Source organism: Rothia sp. 27098_8_161 (assembly GCF_041432905.1).
GTDB lineage: Bacteria > Actinomycetota > Actinomycetes > Actinomycetales > Micrococcaceae > Rothia.
The window spans coordinates 1-24,699 of sequence record NZ_JAPWAL010000014.1; the positions used below are offsets into that span (position 1 = coordinate 1).

The 24,699-nt window shown below is 59.1% G+C and carries 16 protein-coding genes; 9 read left to right on the top strand and 7 right to left on the bottom strand.

The annotated features are described in order from the left end of the window. A partial coding sequence (locus tag O3648_RS05875) for a cupredoxin domain-containing protein (protein ID WP_371569044.1) occupies positions 1–1,967 on the bottom strand: 1,967 nt, incomplete at its 3' end. Between the two features lie 316 nt (positions 1,968–2,283). Between O3648_RS05875 and O3648_RS05880 the strand changes: the two genes are divergently transcribed. After that, a complete protein-coding gene (locus O3648_RS05880; protein ID WP_279741543.1) occupies positions 2,284–3,645 on the top strand; it encodes a glycosyltransferase 87 family protein in 1,362 nt (453 codons plus the stop codon). Further along, positions 3,642–5,108: a glycosyltransferase 87 family protein gene (locus tag O3648_RS05885; protein WP_279755143.1), complete on the top strand. Its 1,467-nt coding sequence runs from the start codon at positions 3,642–3,644 to the stop codon at positions 5,106–5,108. Before O3648_RS05880 ends, O3648_RS05885 begins: the two co-directional genes overlap by 4 nt. Positions 5,109–5,350: 242 nt before the next feature. Here O3648_RS05885 and O3648_RS05890 read toward each other — a convergent pair whose 3' ends face one another. Continuing rightward, positions 5,351–7,075, bottom strand: coding sequence for a hypothetical protein (locus O3648_RS05890; protein ID WP_371569048.1), 1,725 nt, complete (start codon positions 7,073–7,075; stop codon positions 5,351–5,353). 241 nt (positions 7,076–7,316) lie between these two features. On the opposite strand from O3648_RS05890, the gene O3648_RS05895 reads away from it, so the two are divergent. The 3 genes from O3648_RS05895 to O3648_RS05905 all read left to right on the top strand — a co-directional run bounded on the left by O3648_RS05895 (position 7,317) and on the right by O3648_RS05905 (position 10,349). Beyond that, on the top strand, positions 7,317–8,297 hold the full coding sequence (locus tag O3648_RS05895) for a type II CAAX endopeptidase family protein (protein ID WP_279741538.1): 981 nt from the start codon (positions 7,317–7,319) through the stop codon (positions 8,295–8,297). A gap of 143 nt (positions 8,298–8,440) precedes the next feature. Beyond that, positions 8,441–9,748: a M18 family aminopeptidase gene (locus O3648_RS05900; protein WP_371569050.1), complete on the top strand. Its 1,308-nt coding sequence runs from the start codon at positions 8,441–8,443 to the stop codon at positions 9,746–9,748. A 253-nt stretch (positions 9,749–10,001) separates the two neighbouring features. Further along, entirely contained in the window at positions 10,002–10,349 is a 348-nt protein-coding gene (locus O3648_RS05905) for a hypothetical protein (protein WP_314417114.1), read from the top strand. A gap of 93 nt (positions 10,350–10,442) precedes the next feature. Here the strand turns inward: O3648_RS05905 and O3648_RS05910 are convergent, their stop codons facing one another. Next, positions 10,443–11,189, bottom strand: coding sequence for a hypothetical protein (locus tag O3648_RS05910; protein WP_279789835.1), 747 nt, complete (start codon positions 11,187–11,189; stop codon positions 10,443–10,445). A gap of 1,208 nt (positions 11,190–12,397) precedes the next feature. Between O3648_RS05910 and O3648_RS05915 the strand changes: the two genes are divergently transcribed. After that, positions 12,398–13,063 (top strand): hypothetical protein, encoded by a 666-nt coding sequence (locus tag O3648_RS05915; protein ID WP_371569053.1) that lies wholly within the window; start codon positions 12,398–12,400, stop codon positions 13,061–13,063. Positions 13,064–13,167: 104 nt separating this feature from the next. On the opposite strand, the gene pdxT is transcribed toward O3648_RS05915, so the two are convergent. Both pdxT and pdxS read right to left on the bottom strand, forming a co-directional pair. After that, a complete protein-coding gene (gene pdxT / locus O3648_RS05920; RefSeq protein ID WP_279789831.1) occupies positions 13,168–13,800 on the bottom strand; it encodes a pyridoxal 5'-phosphate synthase glutaminase subunit PdxT in 633 nt (210 codons plus the stop codon). 115 nt (positions 13,801–13,915) lie between these two features. Then, positions 13,916–14,821 carry a pyridoxal 5'-phosphate synthase lyase subunit PdxS gene (gene pdxS, locus O3648_RS05925; RefSeq protein WP_005507298.1) on the bottom strand — a complete coding sequence of 302 codons (906 nt, stop codon included), beginning with the start codon at positions 14,819–14,821 and terminating at the stop codon, positions 13,916–13,918. Between the two features lie 377 nt (positions 14,822–15,198). On the opposite strand from pdxS, the gene O3648_RS05930 reads away from it, so the two are divergent. Together O3648_RS05930 and O3648_RS05935 are read left to right on the top strand one after the other, a co-directional pair. Next, positions 15,199–16,839, top strand: coding sequence for a Na+/H+ antiporter (locus tag O3648_RS05930; protein WP_371569055.1), 1,641 nt, complete (start codon positions 15,199–15,201; stop codon positions 16,837–16,839). A 343-nt stretch (positions 16,840–17,182) separates the two neighbouring features. Then, positions 17,183–18,700, top strand: coding sequence for an MATE family efflux transporter (locus tag O3648_RS05935; protein ID WP_371569057.1), 1,518 nt, complete (start codon positions 17,183–17,185; stop codon positions 18,698–18,700). Positions 18,701–18,818: 118 nt separating this feature from the next. Here O3648_RS05935 and nadE read toward each other — a convergent pair whose 3' ends face one another. Beyond that, positions 18,819–19,652 (bottom strand): ammonia-dependent NAD(+) synthetase, encoded by an 834-nt coding sequence (gene nadE, locus O3648_RS05940; protein ID WP_279741524.1) that lies wholly within the window; start codon positions 19,650–19,652, stop codon positions 18,819–18,821. A gap of 219 nt (positions 19,653–19,871) precedes the next feature. Between nadE and O3648_RS05945 the strand changes: the two genes are divergently transcribed. Further along, positions 19,872–20,243, top strand: a complete 372-nt coding sequence (locus O3648_RS05945; protein WP_279791354.1) for a recombinase — start codon at positions 19,872–19,874, stop codon at positions 20,241–20,243. A 91-nt stretch (positions 20,244–20,334) separates the two neighbouring features. On the opposite strand, the gene O3648_RS05950 is transcribed toward O3648_RS05945, so the two are convergent. Continuing rightward, the gene (locus O3648_RS05950; protein WP_371569060.1) at positions 20,335–24,375 is read right to left on the bottom strand and encodes a S8 family serine peptidase; all 4,041 of its coding nucleotides are present in this window, start codon (positions 24,373–24,375) and stop codon (positions 20,335–20,337) included. Positions 24,376–24,699: the final 324 nt, after the last annotated feature.

The following is a 24,699-nucleotide window of genomic DNA, read 5'->3' on the forward strand; positions in this document are numbered from 1 at the left end:
TCAATCTTGCTGTTCGCAACGGTCATGAGGGTCGGAGTGCTACCCGACGCGGCATGGTTGTGGCCGCCCGCAGAACCGTGGTTGTGGCCATTCTGTGCCACCTGGTTTGCGGAAGCGCCGGTCGCCTTCACCTTGAACACCATGCCCAGGGAGCGGTGACCCGCCACGGAGCAGTAGCCTTCCTGGTCGGCGGTAATGACGCCGGCATCAACGGTTTTCGTCTCGCCAGGGTTGATAACGCCGGTGGTTGCGCCGTTATCGAAGGTCAGGTCGTGGGTCATGCCCTTATCGTCGTTGGTGACTTCAACGACCAGGCGGTTACCGGCGGGTACTTCGACCTCGGCGGGGGTGAAACGGTAGTTGCTGGTCGCCTTCACCTGGACGGTGGTGGTCTGACCGGTCGCAGCCACGGAACCCGACGAAGAAACCGACGGCAGGTTCAATGCGGACGGGTTCACCGCAAAGCCCAGCAGGAACGCCATAGCAACCGCGAGTGCCGCCTGGAAGCTCTGCTTGGCGTGCGGGACGGGCTCCGGGGTGAGCGCCTCCTGATTGAAGACGGGCTTCTCGCCGCGGGCGCGTGCTGCCATCATTTCCTTGCGGGTATTCACGGAAGCCTTCACGCCGCGCACCATCAGCGGGATAAAGGCGATAAGTGCTAGGGCACCCACGATGGCGACCGCCATCTTAATGGACTGGCCCACCATGGAGCTGGGCATCATGAAGATCAGCAGCGCCAGATTCACGGCGGTAACGCGACCGGCAGCAAAACGGCTGAACTCCTTATTGGAGGCGCGCACCACCGCCGGGCCGCCACCCATCAGCTGAGGCAGCAGGTAGCTCATCGCACCCAGCAGCACCTGCAGTAGAAAGCCCACCACGAAGATGGGGGTGACCGCACGAATATCCATGACGGCGAACGGGGTGGTTGCCACCATGTAGGCGGTGGCCGCCACGCCAATAATCAGCCAGAGGAAGCCCATGCCGACGCCCATCGGCGGGTACTCGGTTGGGCGCTTGGTGCGCAGGGTACGTACCATCACCCAGGCAACAATAAGCAGACCGACCAGGTAGACGACCAGGCCCGCGGCAGCGAGCGGGCGCATCCCGAATATTGATCCGACAAGTGACAACGCCAAGCCGCCGCACATCAGGTACAGGGCGCGCAGGCTGTAAGTGAGCGCCTTATCAACCATCTTCGTGCGCAACATAGTCGGCCAGAACGTCACCAGCGTACCCACCACGGTAATACCGACGAAGCCGAGCACGTTCACGACCTCGTGCGCGAGCAGGAACTGGGCGTGCAGGGTGCCCTTCAGGTTCGGGTATGCAATCATCGCGCCAAACGTCGCACCGAGGGGCAGCATGAGCGCCGCCGCAATGTAGAAGCGAATCGTCACACCGAACCGCGAAGGCAGAGCCTGGCGCATCTGCTTCAGCAGGTACAGGGCATGCCACGTGACCATGGCGCCCACAATGAGTGCACCAACCACGGTGGCGGCGTAGAGTCCGGGCACGCTCAGCTGACCGATCATGCCGACCATGAGCACGAGAATACCGGCGTTCAGGATGAAGATGCGGCGCACCTGGGTGCCGCGCGCTTCATCGGGGATTTTGATCTTCATGAGCGCTTCGGTGAAGTGCTGCGACCAGATCAGGATCGAGTTCGTAATCAGGCCGAGGGTGACAATGTGCACCAGCAGCCAGCCGCTATTCGGGATAAGCTTATGCACCAGAAGCGCACCGATAAGGGTGAACATCCAGTAAGAGACGGGTTTGGAGGCGCGACGATGCCACGTACCGCGACCGGATGCACGGCGTGCAATCTCTTCGGGGGTGAGGTTCCCGCCGGGTACATCAGCCGGGCGCGCGCCAATGCTCAGGCCGGAGGAGCCGCCTCTGGAGACGCTTGCGGGCTTGCCGCTCGTGTTCTCACCTTCGGGTGGGGTGCCGAGATGTTCACTCACGTGATCACTGCTTTCACTGCTGGTTGTTCGTGGACGTCGGTGTGCGGGTCGGCACCCGGTACCCTTGCATTGGGGCGGGTGCCAATAAGCCCATTATATTGCCCGGGTAGTACCAATTTTGAAGACATGACGTGCATATGAAGGCGGCTCATACCGTGATAGTTGTGCTTGTGCGCTCAACTGATTCTTCCCCTGCGAATCTTCTCCCCAATGCACCTTTCACAGGTGCGCGCGATAAACTATTAGGATTCCAAAATCAGATGCCCGCCCACCCTATGCGCGCATCCGCCGGTACCAAGGTAAGGACAAGCACCTCGTGACAAGGACTGACTCCACCACCCCCATCTGGGGAAAAATCGCTATTGTGGCACTCATCCTCATGGTGGTGTGCGGTTACCTCTTTGAAATCCTTATTAACCCCTTCGGCGGTCTGGACTTTTCCATATACCGCATGGGTGCCATGACCATCTTCGACAATGAGGGGTTTACCAAGGATTTATACGCGCCAGCATTTATTGAAATTGGGGTGTTGAAGCTCCCCTTTACCTATCCGCCGTTTGCGGCTCTAGTCTTCCTGCCCTTTGCGTTCCTGCCGCTTGAGGTAGGCAAAGCCATTATGGTGCTGGGAACCACGGCCGCCGCTTGGTGGCTTTCGGCCACTATCTATAACTATGCCCAGACTTCCGGTCGTGCGTTACCCCTGCAGGGTCGCCTCGGTCGTACCGGAACTATCGCTGCCTTGACCATCGTGGTGATGCTGTGCGGCCCGTGGCGACGTACTTTTGACCTCATGCAGATTAATCCGCTCATTATGGCGCTGATTCTTGCCGATTTTGTGCGTCCGGCAACCCGCGTGCCGCGCGGTGTGCTCGTCGGTATTGCGGGTGGCTTAAAGCTTACTCCGCTGGTCTTCGGCCTTATCCTGCTGGTGCGCCGCGACTGGAAGGGCATCGCGGCCTTAGGCGCCACCTTCCTGGCAACAATTGCGGTCGGTTTTATCCTTTTGCCGAATGAGGCTCCCCAATTCTGGTTCTCAGCAATCTCTGACCCCTCCCGCGTGGGCGACATTAACTTCGTGGATAATATTTCCATCCAGGGTTGGCTCATGCACTTCGGTCTGAAGGGCACAGCCCTCAAGCTCGGCTTCTACGCCCTGGCCGCGCTCAGCATTGCCCTGGTTGCCGTGTTGCTCTACCAGCTTGAACGCCGCGGCAAAACCCTTGCACAGGTGGCCGTGACCGGCACTCTTATGGTGGCACTTTCACCGATTAGCTGGTCGCATCACAATGTTCTCCTGCCGCTACTGCTGGCAGCCCTTATCCTAGACGCATTCCCCACCTTTATGGTGTATCTTCCCTCCGCGGCACAAAAAATTGCGTGCGTGCTGGCGTGGGTGGCCGGTGTGGGCCTGTATATTTCACCGCGTATTATCGGCAGTATCACCCAGCTAGATATGAATGGCTTGGAATTCCTATGGGGGCCCGGCGTAGCTATTGGTGGTTTTCCATCCTTTGCCTTGTGGGCTACGGTCATGTTCTGGTCGGTTGCCGCACTGAGTGCGCCGGTGCGTGGCGCTCCGGTTGAACCAGCCGAAAGCGATGCGCCCCTGGGCTGGTGGGGTGCTCGTGCCGTTGTATCTGAATACGCGGCTACTACTTCTCGGGAGGCAACCGCGTGAGCCGCGAGAAGAATCGCGAGAAGAACGCCGAGGCGGTAGCGTCTATAATCCCGTGGGCTTCGGCATATTTCGCGGTTGCGGAACCGGCTGCTAAAAGCACTGTAGAACGTGCGGAGCCTGCCGCAGAGCCCACAAAACCTGCGCGTCCAGGCTTCTTTGACCGCATCCCCGGCATGCGCAGCGGCGCTCTCTGGGCGCACCTGCTGTTCATCCTGGTTGCCCTCTACGCCTTCGACTACGTGACGCACGCGGCGGCCGACGATATTTACGTGTACCGCCTGGGCGCTGTCTCCCTCGCGGACGGCCCGGACGGCTACCAGCTGTACACCTTCCGCACGCGCGGCCTGCCGTTTACCTACCCGCCGTTTGCGGCGCTGCTCTTCTACCCGCTCGCGTTCCTCACCGAGCCACAGAGCATGCTGCTGATTACCGCCATTATTTGTGCGCTCTGCTACTGGTGCGCGTACCTGCTGTACTCCTACGCGCGTAGCCGCTCGTGGCGTCTGCCGTTGCAGAAGCACCTGGGTCATTGGGGTATGGTGTCGCTGATTGCGGCGCTTATTTGGATGTGCGGCCCGTGGCGTTTGACCACACATTTTGGGCAGATTAACGCCATCATTTTAGTGCTGATTCTCGCTGATTTTATGCGTCCGGCAACCCGCATTCCGCGCGGCGTGCTGCTGGGTATTGCGGCGGGTATTAAGCTGACCCCGCTCGCGTTCGGTCTGCTGCTGCTCATGCGTAAGGACTGGAAGGGCATCGCGACCCTGGGTGCTAGCTTCGCCGCGACCGTGGGTATCGGCTTCCTAGTGATTCGGGAGGAGTCGCTGACGTTCTGGTTCCACGCGGTGCGTGATACTTCGCGTGTGGGCTGGTTCAGCTACTTTGATAATGTGTCAATTATGGGTACGTTGACCCATGCGGGCCTGCAGCATCATCTGACGGCTACCGCCCTGTCGGTGGTGCAGGTGGCGTTGACCCTGCTGATTGTGCTGGTTACGGCGGTTCTGTTGGTTCCGCTGATTCGTGCCCGCGCGCTCATGGCGCAGCTGGCGCTGACCGCGTTCATGATGCTGCAGATTTCGCCGATCAGCTGGTCGCACCACAACACCTGGTACCCGCTGATGCTCGCCGCCGTGGTCATGGAAATCTTCCCGCTCATGTACCAGCGGGTCAGCTCCTTCGTCTTCACGCTGGCTGTTATCTTGGCGACTGCGGCGCTGGTGGGTATGTACATTTCACCGTTCTGGATTGTGCTGGCGCTCTCCCCGCACTTCAACTCGGATCAGATTCTGATGGTGCCCGAGGGATCCCTGGGCCTGATGGCTGGCACTATGCCGTACCAGCTGATGTACCTGTTCATCCTGGTGACGTTCTTCGTGTACCTGGCGAATCGTCAGCTGGTGGAACGTGCGGCATACGCCGCAGGTGCCGAACTGGCAGAGGCGAAGTACTCCCGCTAAAGAAACCGCCTGCTCACGGCGGCTACCTGCTCACGGTTGCTGCCCGCTCACGGTTGCTGCCCGCTCACGGCGGCGGGCGCATCCAGCAGGGGCGTAAGCCCATCCGACAGAACCTCAGAGCATAGACTCCGGGCATAAAAGTATCCCAGTATATAAATATTCCGGTATAAAGTATCCCCCGCACCTATTCGGATGCGGGGGATACTTTTATACCCAGCCTGTTGATCTAGTCAGCCAAGCCACTAGTTAGTGCCGATGCTCCAAATAATTGCGGAGTCGGTACGAACCTGCAGGTAGCTCTTGTTGTTCTGAACCCACTGTATGCTGCCCTTCACAGGCGACATGGTCGAGGAGAAGAACGGGTCGTTCTTAGTTGCGTTCAGAACGCTGAAGCCGCGGCTGGTCGGGCCGCTGGTCTGGAACTCCATAGTCGCCTCGGTGCCTTCGTAGGTGAAAGCGTAGTGGTTCATGGTGCTCTGGAACTTCTCACCCTTCTTGTAGTGGGGTGCGGAGTCTGCATCGTAGACGCGAATGGTCCATTCGCCCTTACCGGTCAGTTCCAGCTTACGGGTGGGGGTGGAGTGGCCGCTCGCGTCAATCCATGCGGTGCCCTTGAGGTCCTTGCCGTCGCGGGTCGAGTCGATAACGCTCACACCTGCGCTGTTGTTGCCCTTCTCATCACGGCTAGAGATGAAGGCGTTAACCACACCATCTGCGGGCTTGAACTCGTAGTAGAGCAGGCCTGTAGACACATCGCCCTTGAGCTTCTCAATCTCGATGGTGTCCTTGTTGTCGGTGATGGTCTTCTTGTATTCCTTGAACTCACCCTCGGGCATCTTCGCTTCAGTAGCAGCGACCTGCGCTGCGGAAGAAGCCTCAGGGGATGCCTCAGCGGAAGTAGCCGCCGTGCTCGCCGACTTGGAAGAATCGGAGGTGGGTGTCGAGCCGCCACGCGGAACCAGCATGACAATCGCCAGGATGATAACAATCAGCAGAGCCAGCACACCACCGATAACACCCCAAATCTTGGTGCCGGAGAACAGACCCTTCTTCTGGGAGTTGTCCTTGCCCTGAGCTGCGGGCTCGGTACCGTAGGGGTTGCTCAGTGCCACGGTTGCCTGGTCCTGACCAGACACCTGACCCGCGTAGGGCTGCTGAGCGTTGTACGGCTGACCCTGGTAGGGGTTGTTTTGATACTGACTGCCCTGGACGTTCTGGCCACCCTGGAAGTTCTGGCCCTGGAAACCATCAGCCTGGTTCAGGTGGAAACCATTCGGTACCTGACCCGCCGGGATGAACGCCGCGTTCTGGTCGCCCTGCGCGTTCTGTCCGGGTTGCTCAGACAGGTTCACGGTACGTTCGGTTTTCGGAGTGTGGAACTTAACCAGCGGGGAGCTCTCGATGGTGTGGGCAGCCTCTTCGGTGGAGGCGGGAACCTCAGCTACGGGACCCTCAGCGACCGGTTCAGCTGCCGCCGGTACCTCGGGAGTAACCTCGGCGACGGGCTCAGCAATAGCGGGCTCAGAAATATCCGGTACTACGGGAGCTTCAACAGCCTCAGCAGCGGGCTCTGCAACAGGTTCGGAAACAACCGGTTCAGAAACAGCGGGATCGGACAGTGCGGAAGACTGGGATGCGAGAACCTGCTCGGGCAGAGTGACACCGGCCAGCGGAACCTGAGTCAGGTGACGCATCGGCTTGGGCCCGGAGGAATCCTCAGCTGACTCAGCCGCGGGTGCCTCTACAACCTGCGCAGCGGGAGCTGCCTCAGCAGCGGGCTCCTTGGGAATCAGTGGCTCAATAGTGGCCTCTTCAACCTGAATGGGTTCGGGCTCGGGCTCTTCGACCCACAGCTGCCAGCCTTCAGGAACGGGACCCCACGCGGGGTCAGGACGCCACGTGGGAGTGGGGGCCCATCCGGCAGGAGGAGCGGGCCAGTTGGGCGGCGGGTTGAAGACGAGTGCCATAAGAAAGTAGCCTTTCTGGTGCTGAAAAAACACCCCGGAAGAGCGGTCATCAGCGACTATGTATATGAGCGTATTATCGCTACAAATTATGGCATAGGTTCAGAAAATGAACCCCGTGAATGGTGGGTTTTGACTGTAATTCACGGCTTTTCAATGGTTTTGAAACATCCCGTATCGATTAGTTCTTGAAGGTTGCCGTATGCGCGGTCACCAGTGAACCCGCGGAGGCTAGGATTAAAGAATGAACACGATACCGCCTCCCGCACCCCCGCAGGTAGCCGCCGGAACCCCCGCAGCTGCTACTGCGCCTGCCGGCCTTGCCTACCACCGTCTCTCCCATGCCGACCCGAAATCCCGTTGGTTCTCACCCCTGCTGGAAGGTCTGCTCGGCGTCGCCGTATTTATTGGCCTCAACCTGATCATTTCAGTCGCCCTGGTTATGTCGGTTAGGGGTTCGGGAGTTTCCCTCCAGGATGTAGCTACGAACCGTGCCGTCATCATGGAACACCCGGCACTGTTCGCGCTGACCTTCCTCTCCCTCGTCGCCATCGTGCCTTCGCTCTTTGTAGCGCGCCTAGTCGTGGGTCCGAAGCCCTGGGGTCTAATCCACTCGGTGGCGGGCCGCCTGCGCCGCTCACTGCTGCTTCCGTACCTGGCTTTGAGCTTCGCGGTTTACGGCATCTACTACGCCGTGATGCTGGTGGTGAGCGGTGCGAACCTGCCTGAATACCATTATTTTCAACCTCCACAGGTTGAATTTTGGGTTTATATAGCGATGATGCTACTCCTCGTACCCGTGCAGTGCTACGCCGAAGAGCTTGCCTACCGCGGCTTCATGATGCAGATGCTTGGCCGCTGGCTCCGCACCCCCTGGTTGCCGATTGTGCTACCCGCAGTACTGTTCATGTTCTCCCACGCATACGACCCCTGGGGTCAGAGCACGATTCTCGCGATGGGTATTTATGCCGGTTTCCTCTGCTGGTACACCGGCGGTCTGGAAGCCTCCATCAGCCTGCACGTGGCAAATAACGTGATCCTGATGCTGCTGTCCATGGTGGCTGGTCTGGATCCCTTCGCCTCCGAGGGCGTGACCCCCGTGGATGCACTGCAGGGTATCGCACTGGAAGGCCTGTACGTGGTGCTCGCCTGCCTGATCTTCAACGCACGCGCTCGCCGCGGCGAGGTTTCACGTGAAACACAGCCGCTCAAGGTTGATAACTAAAGGTTGTGGCGGGTTGCTCTAGCCCAGCTACCCCAACCCACCCGCCCCACTCCATGCGGGCCTCACCAGGGCTCTTGCTCCACACCGCGTGGGCTATCGCCCGGGTCACCTCGTCAACACCCAAGAAAAGGTAGGGTTAAACCATGACTGTTGATGCTGTAAAAAATATTGAAGACCTCGCCGCATTCGTGGCGGATTCGCCGGTCTCTTACCTCGCCGCGCGCACGGTAGCGCGCCGCCTGCAAGCAGCAGGTTTCACCGAGCTTATAGAGACTGAAGCATGGGACCCGCAGGTCGCAACCGGCCGCCACTTTGTCGTTCGCGACGGCGCGATTATCGCCTGGGCTGGCGGCGAGAAGGCGCAGAAGGCAAGCGGCTACCGCGTGTTGGGTGCACACACCGACTCGCCCTCCCTGAAGGTCAAGCCCTCCTCCTCCATCACCACGAAGGGCTGGCACCAGATTGCTGTTGAGAACTACGGCGGCGCACTGCTGAACTCCTTCCTGGACCGCGAACTGTGCGTGGCGGGCCGCCTCACCGTCCTTCAGGGCGGGGAGATGAAGGACCGCCTGGTGCGCACCGGCCCGATTGCGCGCATCCCGCAGCTGGCGCCGCACCTGGACCACAAGCGCAACGAACTGGTGCTGGACAAGCAGTTCAACATGTACCCCGTGTGGGGCGTGGACCCGGCGGAGAATGATGTGCTCGGCTACATGGCGAAGCACGTGATTGACAGCGAGCCGGTCGACCCGGAAAACATTGTGGGTTACGACCTGCTATTCGCTGATTCGCAGCCTCCGTGCCGCTTCGGTGCCGATCAGGAGCTGTTCGCTTCCGGCCGCCTGGATAACCTGTCTTCGGTGCATGCGGGTTTGACCGCCCTGGAGCGTTACGTTGCCGATAATGCGGACGAGTACGCCACCGAGACCGTGATGCTTGCAGCGTTCGACCATGAGGAGCTTGGTTCGGAGTCGCGCAGTGGTGCGGCGGGCCCGTTCCTGGAGGATATTCTGGTGCGCCTGTCCGCTGCGCGTGGTGAGAGCACGGAGGAGTACCGCCGTTCGGTGGCGGCGTCGTTCTGTCTGTCGGCTGATGCCGGTCATCTGGTGCACCCGAACTATCAGGGTCACCACGACCCGACCGTGCAGCCGCTGCCCGGTGGTGGCCCGCTGCTGAAGATTAACGCGAACCAGCGTTATGCAACGGATTCGGTGGGTGCTGGCGTGTTCGCTGCGGCGTGTGCGAAGGTTGGTGTGCCGTATCAGGAATTCGTGTCGAATAACAATATGCCGTGTGGTTCGACGATTGGCCCGATTACGGCGACTCGCCTGGGTATGCGCACTGTGGATGTGGGTATTGGTTTGCTGTCGATGCATTCGATGCGCGAGATGTGCCATGTGGACGATATGGCGTACATGACCCGCGCGGTGGAAGGCTTCTTCCGCCTCTAAATTGAACCCCGCTGAGGTATGAGCAGCTGGGGAGTGGGCGCCGGGAACTTAGGGTTCCCGGCGCCCTTATTTTTAAAAATCTTTCGGGAGGTGTTTACCTCTTGAACAGGGTCTATATTTGCCGTAAAGTAACCCACAATACGTTATATAAGTGTTGCACACTACTTATTTTTGAGAAATTTTCACCAATGATGGTGCACCATTAGCTCGTCACCGGCGTAGCGAGCGAACCTCAACATGAAAGGCGGTTTCTATGTTCTTCGGTATTTCTCTGATCCCACTGGCGGTTTTGATCATTGTGGGTCAGCTGAAGAAAGCACCGCGAACGTCGCCAAACGACCCGGGCTATCGGGAGCAGAAGGAGCAGGCGCGAAAGCACCTGCGCATCCTGGATGTGCTCGGCGTGGGTTTTGCTCTTGCCCTGATGATTATTCAGTGGGGTAACGCCTCGTTCTCGCTTGCTTTTCATGCGTGCGTTATTTGGGTGGTTCCTCGGCAGCTGTATGAGCTCTGGCAGAAGTTCAATGTGTCGCGTGGGGTACTCTTCGCGTGTGCTATTGCGCTAATCATTATTGAGTTTGGGCTGGCGTTCCTGCCTTAGTCCGAGCGTGTAACAGTTGTGGCGGTGACCGAACAACGGTCACCGCCACAACTATTTTTAAGATGAGACAGACTCAGATTAGACGGGGTTCGATTAGACAGGGTTGTCGGGGCTGGGCAGGGTTACCACCTCAGACCAGCGCGTATCTTTAGCGGCCGCACGGTTCGCGTCGCTCTTCTGCTTCACATCGGCTGGCGCCTGCTGCGCCCACGCCTCAAAAGCAACAATGTAGTTCTCAGGGTAGTTTGCCGCGAGTAGCTCCTGGCGGGTCGGGAAGTACTCCTTACCCTCTCGAATATCGACGTAGTTGCTTGCCTTGTAGGGGTCTGCGCTCTGGATGTCACTGCGCGGGCCGGAGGCTACCTTTCCGCTTGCCACGTTATTGTCATCGATAGCGCGCACCCACGCCGCGGCGTAGGCGTGATCGGCCTTGTTCTTCTCGTACAGCGCCAGGCACTCGGCTCCTGCTGATTCAGCTTCGGCACGGGTGGGGAAGTTCGCCTGGTTGCGCACAACATGCCGCGCGGAGACGTAGGAGGGCAGTGCTGTTCCGCGGTCGGCGTTGATGGCTTCCTGCTGCTTGAGGGTTTCAGCTTTCGCGGTTTCGTCAGGTTCAAGGCAGGGGGTGGAGCTCTTCTTCGCCGCGGAAGAGGAAGCGGACCCGGTGGCGCTTGAAGCTGACGGGGATGAAGTCACGGTCGTATTCGAGGGTGCGGGAGTGTTTGATGCCGTGCTGGTGGAGCTACCGCAGGAGGCAAGAAGTAGAGGAAGAATCGCCAGCGCGGCACTGCGTCGTAGACCGCTGGAACGGAATGAAAGAAAAACAGGGGTGTGGGTCATGAGACCACCTCACAAGAGGGATGGAACGATATATTGAGTCTAAACATACCCGAATATTTGATACGTGGTCAATGGAAAATGTCACCTTATTTTTAAAACCAACACTCTAGACACAAGGTGTGCTAACCAGTAGTCTTAAGGTTCTGACCTGCTTAAACATGAGGTAGATAGGGTAAGAGTGTGGGGGCTTTGCAGGTCGCCTACCTATCCCAGGATTGACTTTAGGGCTTAGTGGATAAGAAAAACAATATTGAGGCTATGCGTTCGGTGTTCCGCTACTAGCTTTTTATGCTACTGAAAGGAAATGGCATCATGAATTCTACATATAAGATGTTTGCCGTAGATGAGAAAATAATTTTGTATATCTTGTTTCTCATTGTATTGCAATTTTTCTATATTTTCCCAACTGCCCTGTATGCAGATTTCTATAGATTTGTATCGCCATGTGATAGGTGGCAAAGTGCATATTTCGACTATATACCCTTCTTTGTGGTGGGAGTTGTATCAGCTAGCTTATGGCAGACTTTTAGTATGTGGCTGGGTGTAAAGCTTCGTATAGGAATTTTTTGGATCGCATCGCTATATTTAGTTTTTAAAATGTATGGGACTTATGAAATTTTAAAAGGCAATATCTTAAGTTCATGTAAAGTCCCTACAGAATATATGCATGGAATATTGTGGCCATATGATCTACAGGCATTCATTCTCTGGGGTCCCGATATTATCTCATGCGTTATTTTTATAGCAGTTTTTATTGCATGTTCTAAGCGTAGCTACTGGATACCAACCCTCGCAGCTATAGCCGCATTTGTTGTGCAGTGCGTCATCTTGGTACTGCTCTGGGAATACGTTAGGGGACTTATCTACTTCCTCCTGCAGTAGCGTTGGGCCGTTGAGGTGCAGGCTTTTACGGAGTTCGAGGTTGCATAAAAGGGGTTCCAACCGTGCTCCTCTGGGCATGTTGGCTTCTGCTGATTATCAGGCAAATAACAATATCTGACGCTAGTGTTTTGGTGTCTTGTTCACCTCAAAAGCCCGGTAGTCTCCATGTTTACGCAGGTCAAGGCACTGAATAAGCTTGTTTGTCGAGTTTCTTTCGAGATGTTGGATTTTAAAAAATAAACATAATTTTCTCTTGACCATGTATCAAAACTGCTTGTATATTGAGGGGCAACTCAGTATGCTCCAGCCCACAATGAGGTGACATTATGGCCCTGAATTCTAGGACCCCCAACCCCCGCTATATCGCACTGCGATACGGCGCCGCTCTCTTAACCCTGCCCCTGTTCCTTGCCGCCTGCGGCGGTGCAAACACCGCGGCAAGCAGCACCTCCTCACCCCCCACGGCGAGCGCCTCAGCAACGGCAAGCACCACACCGTACATCAGCTGCTCCTCATACTCCGCCGAAGATCTCGCATCAGCAGAAGCCGCCAAGCCCGCCCCGCGCACCGATGAACAATACCCCGCGTACATCCAGTACCGGCACATCCTCGCAGACGGCGCCCACATCATTGAGCCCAGCGAAATCGACAGCAAATGCCACGCCGCACTCAAAGCAGGGCGCAGCACCCTCCCCGAATACGTTCAAAACATCGATGCCTACAACGCCCACCCCAGCGTCGGAGTCACCGACCCCTTCGCCGGTAGTGAGTACCGAGACATCAAGGACCGCAACGAATTCATCCCCCACCGCGCAGACCTGGAAGAAGCCGCCTACCCCGAGATGATTATTCGTCTCTACGAAAAGTGGTACGAGGCAGCCCCCGCAGACATCAAGACGCTCAGCGACGGCAACCGTGCACGATTCCTCGCCACGAGCGCCTACCAGCAGTGGAAGGCCCAGCCCCAAATCCCCAGCAGCGCCCGCCCATAAGTCCACTCACGCATAATCCCGCTCAAAAACAGTTGTGGCGGTGACCGAATAACGGTCACCGCCACAACTCTTTAAAGGGGCTCCTAGCGGAGCTAGGGGAGGGGTTACTTGCCCTTTACCTCGCGTGCCAGAGCCAGTAGCTCCTCATGCACGGTCGTATCGCCCGTAACCTCCGGGTGGAAAGAAATACCAATCAGGTTGCCCGAACGCACACCCACAATCTTCCCCTCATGACGAGCCGTCACCTGCACACCCTCACCAGTGCCAGTCACAATCGGCGCACGAATAAACGCCGTATCAATAACCACCTCATCACCGGCAGGGGTCAACCACGGCAGGCGCACCTCTGCAGAATCAACCTGCGAACCAAAAGCGTTACGGCCCACCGAAACAGCCAAAATACCCAGCGACTGCTGACCCGGCGCCGGATCATCAATACGCTCCGACAACATAATCAGGCCAGCGCACGTACCCAGGGTCGGCAGACCCGAAGAAATCGCCTCAATCAGCGGCTCACGCACACCAAAAATACGGGTCAAACGGTCAATCGTCGACGACTCACCACCGGGCAGAACCAGCGCATCCAGACCCTCAAGCTGCTCACCGGTACGCACCCAACGTACCTGCGCACCCAAAGATTCCAGCATCTCCGCATGCTCGCTCACGCCGCCCTGCAACGCCAAAACACCAACCGTCAAACCCTCACCCGGCAAAACACCGGTAGGCTGAACCTTCATCACCGCTCCCTTCACAAAACAACAAACACAACAAACACAAGGAGGGTGGGACCCGCCTCAGCGAACCCCACCCCCTCATCAAACACTCACCCCGAATGCGGGGTGCGCGCACGAATTACCAGCCGCGCTCCGCCAGGCGGTGCGGTGCCGGAATGTCAGCAACGTTAATGCCGACCATAGCCTCACCCAGGCCACGAGAAGCCTCAGCAACCTTCTCCGGGTCATTGTAGAAAGCGGTAGCCTTCACAATAGCCTTCGCACGAGCAACCGGGTCGCCCGACTTGAAGATACCGGAACCAACGAACACGCCGTCAGCACCGAGCTGCATCATCATTGCAGCGTCAGCGGGGGTAGCCACACCACCAGCGGTGAACATGACCACGGGCAGCTTACCGGTCTGAGCAACCTCACGAACCAGCTCGTACGGTGCAGCCAGTTCCTTAGCCTTCACGTACAGCTCATCGGGCATGGTGTTGTACAGGCCCTGCAGCTCAGCAATCTGACGCTTAATGGTGCGGATGTGCTTGGTGGCCTCAGAGACGTCACCGGTGCCAGCCTCGCCCTTCGAGCGGATCATAGCGGCGCCCTCGGTGATGCGGCGCAGAGCCTCACCCAGGTTGGTAGCACCGCACACGAAAGGAACCTTGAACTGGTGCTTATCAATGTGGTTCACGTAGTCAGCGGGGGAAAGAACCTCAGACTCGTCAATGTAGTCGACCTTCAGAGTCTCCAGAATCTGAGCCTCAACGAAGTGGCCGATGCGTGCCTTCGCCATGACCGGGATCGAAACAGCATCAATGATGCCCTCAATCATGTCCGGGTCAGACATACGAGCCACGCCGCCCTGCGCACGAATATCCGCGGGAACGCGCTCGAGAGCCATGACGGCAACAGCGCCAGCATCTTCAGCGATCTTAGCCTGTTCGGGGGTGACGACGTCCATGATGACGCCGCCCTTGAGCATGTCGGCCAGGCCGCGCTTAACAAGCGGGCTGCCGGTTACGGTGTTGTTATCAGTCATGACCTTATCTTCTCACGTTCTGAGTGCTCACGCGCACTCACGGAGGTGGATTTTCTGTTCTCTGACACGGTACGACCCGAAGTTTACGTCAGAATGACACAAAATGTCATGAAAGGTGCCCGCACCCATGAAGTAGACAGCCCCGCCAGCGAGCGTAGGAAATAAAACCGCCGGTATACTCTTTAACCCAGTAGAACCCTGCACACGGGCACCGCGGGTAGGCGCTCACCACATCGTAAACGCCACCTAGAACAAAAGCCCGCAGGGCAACCATCAACACATTTCACAGACCATGTAGCGCACCAGGAACTGCGCCCGGGCACACCCATATCAGCACCCGAGCGTCCAGTACCCCTGTGCCCAAGAAAAGGAACAGCATGCTCGAAGTCGTTATCGCACTATCCCTCGCTGTCCTCGTAGGCAGCGCAATCGCGCACAAAACGCGGATCACCCCCGCCATTGTGCTGATTTTCATTGGCCTGGCTATCGGCATTATGCCCGCCCACGAACTGCACGAAGTTCAGAGTATTGGCCTGCCGCCGCACGTCATCCTCGAAATCTTCCTGCCCATCATGCTCTTCTGGGAAGCCCGCAACACCTCTTGGCGTGAAGCGCGCACCCGCATCCGCGGCATTATCCTCACCGGAACCCTGCTGGTCATCGTGACCGCCTTCGGTGTCGCCGGGATTCTGCACGAGCTCGTTGGCGTGAGCATCTGGGGTGCGGCCCTGCTCATCGGTGTGGCGCTCGCACCCACCGACGCAGTCGCCGTCGCAACCCTCAACGGCAAACTGCCCAAGTCCTCCATCACCACGCTTAAGGCGGAGGCACTCATTAACGACGGCACGACCCTCGTGTTGTTAACCCTCGCGATGCAGGTAGCCGCCGGCCAAGGACTCTCCCTCGGCCACTCCAGCGGCATGTTCTTCTTCTCCTTCCTCATCGGTATTCTGGTCGGTCTGGCAGTCGGTTGGGTAGCCAACAAGATTCGTGCCCACATCGACAACCCGATGTGGTTCACCTGCTTCATGCTGACCGTGCCCTTCATCGCGTTCCTGCTCGCGGAGAAGATCGAGCCTTTCCCCGATATGAAGGGCTCCGGCGTGGTTGCTGTCGTGATTGCGGCGTTCTTTCTCACCTACTACAGCCCGGACACCATCAAACCGCAGAACCGCACCTACGGTCTGCCCACCTGGGCGTTCGTCACCTTCGTCATGAACGCCGTGCTGTTCGTCATGGTCGGTGTGCAGCTGCCCACCGCCGTGGAACGTATGGGTGTCACCATCAACCTCTACGGCACCACCTGGAGCTACGGCCTGCTCGTTGTGCTGGTCGCCTGGATTGCCTGCGTTGCCATTCGTTACGTATTCCTGCAGGCGTCCATCTTCACGATTCGACTGCTTGACCGCAGCGAAAAGCAGCGCACCCTGCGCACCACCCACCGCGGACGTGTCGTATCCACCATGGCGGGTCTGCGCGGCGGCGTGTCCCTGGCGGTGGCGCTGTCCATCCCGGCGAGTGTTGAATACCGCGACTTCGTGATCTTCGTGGTGTCCGGTGTGGTGCTGTGCTCCATGGTCGTGCAGGGCATGCTGCTGCCCGCCGTGATCCGCTGGGCGAACCTGCCGGTCGACAACAGCGAAGAAGAAGAGATGAACGAAGCAATCCGCACCCTGATTGCCGAGTCCTTCGACTCCATCCAGGAAATCGGTGGACGCATCAACGCCCCGCAGGAAGTCATCGACCGCATCGCGGAAGAGTACATGTTCAACATGAGTATGTACCGCAACCTGCACACCCTGCACATGCACGGCGACGACACCCCCGAGAACGTGCTGAAGGTGCTCGAAGCGAACGAAAAGGAAAAGGAACTGCGCCTGGGCGTGCTCGAAGTTCAGCGTGACATCCTTAAGCGTCTGCGTGACGAAGTCAGAATCGACACGAACGTACTGCACCAAATCCAGGAACGCCTGGACATTGAGGTGTCGCGTGTGCTCGGCCCGCTTGAGCTCGAATAGCTCACGCTCCTACATGCGATACGTATGAGGTGAGGCGCCCCACCCCTGAACGGGGAGGGGCGTCTCGTTACTTTATGTTGCCGCTGCCTCTGTGCGCCCTCCCGTATCTGCGCACCCCAAGCGGCCATAAGGCAGGTTTTGCTCAGGGTGAGTATCTACCCACCCGCACTGAACATCGGTAAAATATGAAAGTTACGCCCGCACTCACCCCCCCCCTACGCGGAAGCCTCAACGGCCCAGGGAATGAGTAAGACATTTCGGGCACCCCGGCCCCGCACACTCGCGGACATCAGCCGTCTATCTGACGCACACAAGTGACCGGACCGCACAGACCAAGGAACCTATGACGTCCCACCAGACTGAAAACAACGCGCCCAAAAACGGCGCATCCAACAACACCGCACCCACCGCAGGACATGGCCCGCACGGTGCAAGCGAAGACCCGCAGAACATCTACCTGCTCAAAGACGCCCCCATCCTCAAGGCGCTACTCTCTCTCGGCGTGCCCATGGCACTCGGCCTCGCCATCACCAGCATCTACAACGTGGTGAACTCCTACTTCGTCGGCCACTACGGCAGCGTCGAAGAGCTCGCCGCCACCGGCTACGGTGTGCCCGTCTTCGGCGTCATCATGGCAATTGCGGGCCTGTTCGGTCTGGGCGCTTCCACCCTCGCCTCCCGCAAGCTCGGAGCAGGCGAACCCGCCCACGAAATCCACCGCGTCACCTCCTTCGCGCTGTACTCGGCGCTCGGTGCAGGCGTTATCGCCGCCATTATCGGCTTCATCCTTGCCTACCCGATTACCGGCATTATGGGTGCCTCCGGCGGCTCCTACGAACCGACCCGCATCTACGTGCACCTCATGTTCCTCGGCGCCCCCTTCGCCATCGGCATGTTCACCCTGGAACAGCTGGTCCGATCCGAAGGCTACGCCAAGCAGTCCATGTACGGCATCATCGTCGGCACCGTCGTCACCTGCATCTTTGACGTGCTGTTCATCGCCATCATGGACATGGGTATCGCCGGTGCCGGCTGGGCGATGGTCCTGGCGAACGTTGCGTCCATGCTGTACTACCTGCTGTTCCTGATGCGTAAGAGCGAGAACTTCTCCGCGAACATCCGTGACTTCTCCCTCGACCCCGCCATCATTAAGCCCGTGGTCGCGGTCGGTGCCGCTGAGCTCATTCAGAGCCTGAACCTGATCTTCTCCGCCCTGCTGCTGAACAACCTCGCTGCCTCCTACGGTGATGATACTGTGGCGGCATTCGGCCTAGCAATGCGCCTGAACATGGTGCCCGAAATGCTCTGTATGGGCCTGTGCATGGGCGGTATTCCGCTGTACGCCTACGCATACGGTGCCCGCAACGGCGCCCGCGTGAAGGAGGCGCTGCGCACCGCAACCATACTGTCTGTGGCAACTTCCGTGGTGCTCACTATCCCGGTGCTGATTTTCCGCCGCGAACTGCTTGCCGTGGTTGGTGATGAGCGTCTGGTCTCCACCGGCGAAGAGGTCTTGGTCGCGCTGATGCTTGCCGCCGTGTTCAACGCGGTCAGCATCGTGTTTGTCTCCTGGTTCCAGGCATCCGGTAAGGGCGGCCCGGCAATGCTGATGACCCTCGGCATTGCGTTGCTGTTCTTCCCCGCCGTGTACTTCGGCAATATGTGGTTCGGCTTTAAGGGCCTGACCTGGGCGTTCCCCTTCACTCAGGTGCTCGCCTGCGTGCTGGGTCTGGTACTGTTCCTCGCTACGGGCGGCACGAAGGTACCGCCCGCTGAGCCTGAGGTAGAAGCTGAAGGTTCTGAGGAATCTGATGCTCAGGCCGCCCAGGTTTCTGGCGCACAGTCCGAGCAGAAGGCATAGTCTTCAGCCTGCGAAAACATAGTAAAAGCCCCGGACTCCCATCGAGGGAGCCGGGGCTTTTACGTTAGTTCTTACGCTGGTTGAGGCGCTCAACCGGAAGACGCTAGATTCTTCCGCGCTAGTTCTTCCACCAAGAATCAAAAATCGTCACCGGAGTAGTGCGCTTATGGCGGCTACGCAGGTAAATCTGCTCCAGCTTTGCAGCTGCCGCCTCGTCGATTTCCTTACCTTCCAGGTAGTCGTCAATCTGCGGGTAAGTCAGACCCAGCTCATCCTCATCGGTACGGCCGGGCACGCCGTCCAGCAGGTCAGCAGTCGGAGGCTTAGCCCACAGACGCTCAGACGCACCCAAAACACGCAGCAACAGCTGGTTCTGACGCTTATTCAGACCAGCCAGCGGCAGCAGGTCCGCGCCGCCGTCACCGAACTTCGTGAAGAAACCCGTAATGGATTCCGCTGCATGGTCGGTGCCGACCACCAGGTAGCCGGGGCCGCCAGCAATCGCGTACTGGGCGATCATGCGGGCGCGCGCCTTCACATTACCCTTGTTGAAATCGCTAATCTGCTCGCCGGTCGCGGCAGCGTAGGCGGTGTCGAAGCCATCCACGGCTTCGGCAATGTTGAAGGTCAGGGAGCGGGTGGGCTGGATGAAACGCAGCGCCTCCTGCGCGTCCTCTTCGTCGTGCTGCACACGGTAGGGCAGACGCACTGCCACGAACTCGGTGGTGCGGCCACGCTCATTGAGGCGGTCCACCGCCAGCTGGCAGAGGCGACCCGCCAGGGTGGAGTCAATGCCGCCGCTGATGCCCAGTACCAGGCCGCGGCTTCCGGTGGCTTCCAGGTAGTCGCAGATGAACTGGATGCGGCGCTCCACTTCTTCGCGTGCCTGCTCTTCGGTCATGTTGGGCTTGACGCCCATTTCACGGATAATCTGTGCCTGTAATTCACGCATGACTTAAGTGTACGCTCCACCTTATGGCCCGTGCGGTGAACCGCCGAGGGAGGCGAGGTAGTGTTCCACACGGTCCGTTCAGCGCGGCGTACGCGGCGGGTTCAGTATCGTTTCAGCCCTGAAAATACACAGCATACTCACCGGTAAAAACCCTGTGCGACAACCCGTGCGGCTGTTAGCATGAACATACGGTTCAAATACCGTTCAAAATAGCCGGTGATGAGGGAAAACGCCCCCACCCCCGCTACGCCACAGAACACGTCAACCAAGGACGGTGAAGACAGCACCATAGCAAAAACAAAAACTGAACTCTACGATGAGCTCGTAGACATCGAAACCAGCCTCGAAAACCACCCGCTCACCTCCGGGAAAATAGCGGAGGCGAACATCATCGTCGAGCAGATGAAGGAGCAGGGCGCCACCCAGGAAGAAATCAATGAGGCACTCATCCGGCAGGGGCTGCCTTCCCTCGTGGAGATAGGCAAGAGTACCTTGACGCAGTCTTTTAGCCTCTGGAAGCTGAGTCACCGCAAGTCCAAGGTGGAAGCCGCCATTGAGAAGTTCAACCGTAAAGAAGCCCGCCGCCACTAACTAGCCCGCCTCGGGCAGGGCAAGCAAGTACCCCCGGCAGATGCGTACAGCATCCGCCGGGGGTATTTAGCGCTCAGATATAACGTTCTGACTAGCGGTTATTCAGCACACGCACGTTATAACGGTGCAAGAACGCCGCCATCGCGCCACGCTCAATCGGCTGAACCGCACGGAACGAACCATCAGCCCAACCCGTCGTAATACGCTGCTCAGCCAGCCACGAAATCTCACGGTAGAACTGGCTACCGGCCGACACATCACTAAACGGCGACGCCGCAGGAGCCGAATACGCCGGCGAACCCGCAAAACGGTAGAAGAACGCCGCCATAGCGTCACGATTCACAGCAGCGTTCGGACGGAACGTACCATCCGACCATCCGGTAGTAATACCGCGAGCGCGCATCCACTCAATCTCCTTGTAGAACGGGTGGTCACGCGGCACATCCTTAAAGCTAGGAGTGGACGGTGCAGTGAACTGCGGCGAACCCGCCATACGGTAGAAGAACGCCGCCATAGCACCGCGCTCCACCGAACCGTTCGGGCGGAACGTGCCGTCCGGGTAGCCGGTCGTAATACGACGCTGAGCCAGCCAGTTAATGTCGTTCACGAATGGGTAATCCGCCGGAACATCCTTGAAGTGTGCGCTCGCAGCGGTAGCCTCAGAGTTCGAAGAGACACGCAGAACCTGCGCACGCTCACCCGCAGCACCGTTCACGCCGGACAGGTCGCCGGTCGCATTGTGCATGTGCAGGAACAGTGCAGAAACGTTCTTCGTATCGCCGTTACGGTGCGCCACCAGCTGCGTGGAGGGTGCGTCCACGAACAGGTTCGGAACGCCCGCAGACTCGCCGCTGAACCACAGCTTCGGCGCTGCGTAGTTGAACACCACCGAATCAGTCGTATCAACCACGGTCGTAGCGGAGAACGCGCTCGAAGTGGTCACCGAGTATGAAATCTCGGTGGACTCGGCGTTCGGGTCAAGACCCAGAACGCTCAGCGGAACAGTCATCACCAGGGTGTTCGAATCCATGATGTTGGTGTCCGTATCACCCCAGGTGCCGTTCAGCGGGTACAGGGCGTTCTCGATGGCCTGCCACTTGCCGTTGCTGCGCTTAGAAACCTTCACCAGCGGGTAGTCCAGGCCCTTCTCACGCACCGTCTGCAGGCGGTAGTCGCTCACGCCGTCCTTGTCGGTATCAACGAACACGTAGTAGGTGCCGCGCGGGGTCACCTCCTGCCAGTTACCCCAGGTGGAAATACCGAAGGACAGGCGCGCGGCGGAGGTGTCCGCGCCGGCAGCCTTCAACGCCGCCACATCCGAGGCGGCACCCACGTACTGCAGGTCCATGCGGGAATCCGAGCCCACACCCAGCTTCGCGGTGGGGATGCGCGGGCTCGAAGCGCCCAGCTCAAAGGCACCCAGCAGGGAGCGGTAACCGCCCTGATCCACTGCGGTACCCTGCAGGGTCAGGGTCTGCTCCAGCGCGCCCAGACCATTCGAATCGAAGGCAATATCGGAGCCAGCCACACGCATCGCGGAGACAGGCTTCGGTGCCACGTGCAGGGGCATGCGCAGGGTCTTCACCGCAGCCGAAGAGTCAGCATCGGTCAGGATCAGGCGGCCCGAAGCGCTCGCAATGTACTGGCGGGCACCCGAAATGGTCACCGTACCGGTCGAGTAGTTCACCGAATCCTGGTTCGGGTACATGGACGGGTCACGGGTCTTTTCCAGCTTCGACGGGTCAATACGCACCGTCACGGTGAACGTTGCCTTCTGACCGGCACCCACAGAAACGGACTGCGGGTAGGAGAACTCCACACCGGGGATGCTCGTGCTGCCCTCATAATTCAGGGTGTAGGTGTGCGCCACCGAATCGGTGTTCTCAACGTTCACGCGGTGCTGCAGGGTCTGCACACCGGCGTTCGGGGTGTACTCAAGCACGCCGAAAGTGTCCGAAACCTGCTCGGGTCGTGCCGCGTTGAACAGCATAACGCGGTCAGCCACCGCCGCACGCGTATTAATGCGGCCGGTACCCACACGGTCCACCGCGTACGGGTTACCCCAGGCGTCCTGCATGTGGTGGTCGGCGGTGTTCATGATGACGGTCTTAAGCATGCGCGGACCGTACTCCGGGTGCGCCTGCATCATCAGCGCCGCCACACCGGCAACAAAGGGCGTGGACATGGACGTACCGGTCTTCACGCTCGAACCGGTACCGCTGCCAACCTCGATGGAGGAAATGTTCGTACCCGGTGCCGCAACGTCCGGCTTGGTGATGCCGTGCGAACCGTGCAGGCCACGCGCGGTGGAGGTGTTCGCCTGATCCAGCTTGCCGTTGGGCACGCGAATCGAGTCGCGCAGGTTCTCGCCGAGCTGCAGGGTCAGCTCACCCGAATCGATCTGCGCGGAAAGGCGCTCCACCTGGCTCTTTGACAGACGCACACCCGGAATACCGGGGTTACCGCCGATAGCGGTGTCACCAACCTCAGTGTTCGAGGTGAGCACCACGCCGGTTGCGCCCGCCGCCTGCAGGTTGTCGAAGCGCACCTTTGAACCGCAGGGGGATACGCCGTCAGCGTCCGCCCAGTCGATGAGAGCCCACTTGCCCTTCAGAGCAGCGGCCTCCTCTTCGGTGAATGCTTCGCAGCCGTAACGGTTGCGGGATGCGGCACGCACGACGGTGCCGCGAAGCTGCTCCTCGGTCGCCTTCGAGTAGTCGAAGTTCACCGAGTAGTCGCCGTAGGTGTCCGCCTCGTTCGCGGGGGCGAGAATCTTCACGCGGTCCACCAGCTGGGTCGAGCCGATGGAGTTCGCCACGGTCAGACCGTAGGCGCTGGTGCCGGGACCGCCCGAGTTGGAGTAGGTGTCGCCCACGGCGTTGTAGTTGTTTGCATTACCCGCCGCAATCACGGAGAGGATGCCCTCGCGGTAGAGGGAGCCGACCGCGTAGTTCACGGTCTCATCGAATACGCCGAACTCGTTGCCGAGCGACAGGTTCGCGATGTCGGCTCGGTCCGAGAAGTCGCCGTCATCGTTGGGGTCGAGCACGCGGTCCAGACCCTTGGGGACGAACGCGGTGGTGCCCTTACAACCGAAGATGCGCAGGCCAATCAGCTGGGCATCCGGTGCGGAGCCCGGGCCGATTTTCATGTCCTTGAGCTGGTCTTCGGTGAGCTTGGAGTAGTCGCCGTGGAAGGTCGAGCCGTCCGCGTTCACGCCGTAGCCTGCTGCAGTGCCCGCCACGTGGCTACCGTGGCCGCCGCAGTCGAGCGGGTTGTTATCCGGGTGGGGAATGGAGGTTTCCTTCTTGGCGGAGTTGTAATCGTCACCGACCAGGTCGTAGCCGCCGAGGAACTTCTTCGGATCGTAGGTACCCTCGGGAATCGTGTCGGATACCTTAGCCTTTTCGAAGGCTTCCTGCGTGCCGGGGCCACCCAAATCGGCGTGAGTGTAGTCGATACCGGTATCGAGCACGACAATCTTCACGCCCTTGCCGGTGTAGCCGGTGGAGGCGGGGTTCGCCGGGCTCTTCGCCCACACGGAGAGCGTGTCGGTATCGATGAGGGTGCCGCTGTTTTGCGGTGCCATGTCCTCAATGATGCTGATGCGTTCCACATCGTTGCGGTTTGCGAGCGCACGAATCTGCTCGACGTTACCATAGAGCGCCACGCCGCGCATCGTGTTGTGGGTGGTGTACAGGACCTGCGCGCCGGATTCCTTCGCCGCGGAGGCGCCCTGCTGCTGCACACTGGCACGAATCGCCTGCACCTGTGCTTGCGCGTTGACGGGTGCCTGTGCGCGGGAGCGGACTGCGTCCGGCTGAGTCTGTGCGTACGCACCCTGACCCTTAAATCGGACGAACACGGCGCGTTCGCCGGTGGCGCCGTCCAGGCTGGGGGAGAGGACTTCGTTGTTGTTCTCGCCGGTGCCGGTGTCATGGTGGGGTGCGTTGCGGTCTGCGCCGCGTACTATGCCCGGTCCCGCGTAGGCGGCGGTACCGAACGGCAAGGCGGTCAGCCCGAGGGTGAGCCCCAGGGTGAGTGCGCCGCAGCTGCGTGCCAGCTGCTTGAAGCGACCCGGCTGTGTGTGCCGGGCTGCTCGTGCAGGGGTAGCTTCAGGGAAGGTTGCCACTGAATGCTCCTTTTTAGTGATGGTGTGTTTCTTAGCGGTTTCTGCATCGAGGGTTCTGCACCGAGAGTGCTACGGTGCGTCCGCACTGCGTCTCCAGCGTGTCTGCAGTGCGCCTCCAGGGTGTCCGTGCAGCGTGAACGTCAAGGTTCATGCCGCCTGGTGAAGAAACCTTCACTTATTGTCTCAACGATTCTTTATATAACCTAGTCAGGCTCGTATTACGGAACATTATGCGTCAGTAGAAAGCACCCAACCACAGAAAAAGGGAGCCGCACCGCCGCAGATAAACTGCAACGATACGGCTCCCTCGGTAGAACCTACAGC

Coding starts and splice junctions, on each gene's coding strand:
- O3648_RS05890 (WP_371569048.1), bottom strand. CDS start 7,075: ATGGCACTCGTCTTCAACCCGCCGCCCAACTGGCCCGCTCCTCCTGCC.
- O3648_RS05895 (WP_279741538.1), top strand. CDS start 7,317: ATGAACACGATACCGCCTCCCGCACCCCCGCAGGTAGCCGCCGGAACC.
- O3648_RS05900 (WP_371569050.1), top strand. CDS start 8,441: ATGACTGTTGATGCTGTAAAAAATATTGAAGACCTCGCCGCATTCGTG.
- O3648_RS05905 (WP_314417114.1), top strand. CDS start 10,002: ATGTTCTTCGGTATTTCTCTGATCCCACTGGCGGTTTTGATCATTGTG.
- O3648_RS05910 (WP_279789835.1), bottom strand. CDS start 11,189: ATGACCCACACCCCTGTTTTTCTTTCATTCCGTTCCAGCGGTCTACGA.
- O3648_RS05915 (WP_371569053.1), top strand. CDS start 12,398: ATGGCCCTGAATTCTAGGACCCCCAACCCCCGCTATATCGCACTGCGA.
- pdxT (WP_279789831.1), bottom strand. CDS start 13,800: ATGAAGGTTCAGCCTACCGGTGTTTTGCCGGGTGAGGGTTTGACGGTT.
- pdxS (WP_005507298.1), bottom strand. CDS start 14,821: ATGACTGATAACAACACCGTAACCGGCAGCCCGCTTGTTAAGCGCGGC.
- O3648_RS05930 (WP_371569055.1), top strand. CDS start 15,199: ATGCTCGAAGTCGTTATCGCACTATCCCTCGCTGTCCTCGTAGGCAGC.
- O3648_RS05935 (WP_371569057.1), top strand. CDS start 17,183: ATGACGTCCCACCAGACTGAAAACAACGCGCCCAAAAACGGCGCATCC.
- nadE (WP_279741524.1), bottom strand. CDS start 19,652: ATGCGTGAATTACAGGCACAGATTATCCGTGAAATGGGCGTCAAGCCC.
- O3648_RS05945 (WP_279791354.1), top strand. CDS start 19,872: ATGAGGGAAAACGCCCCCACCCCCGCTACGCCACAGAACACGTCAACC.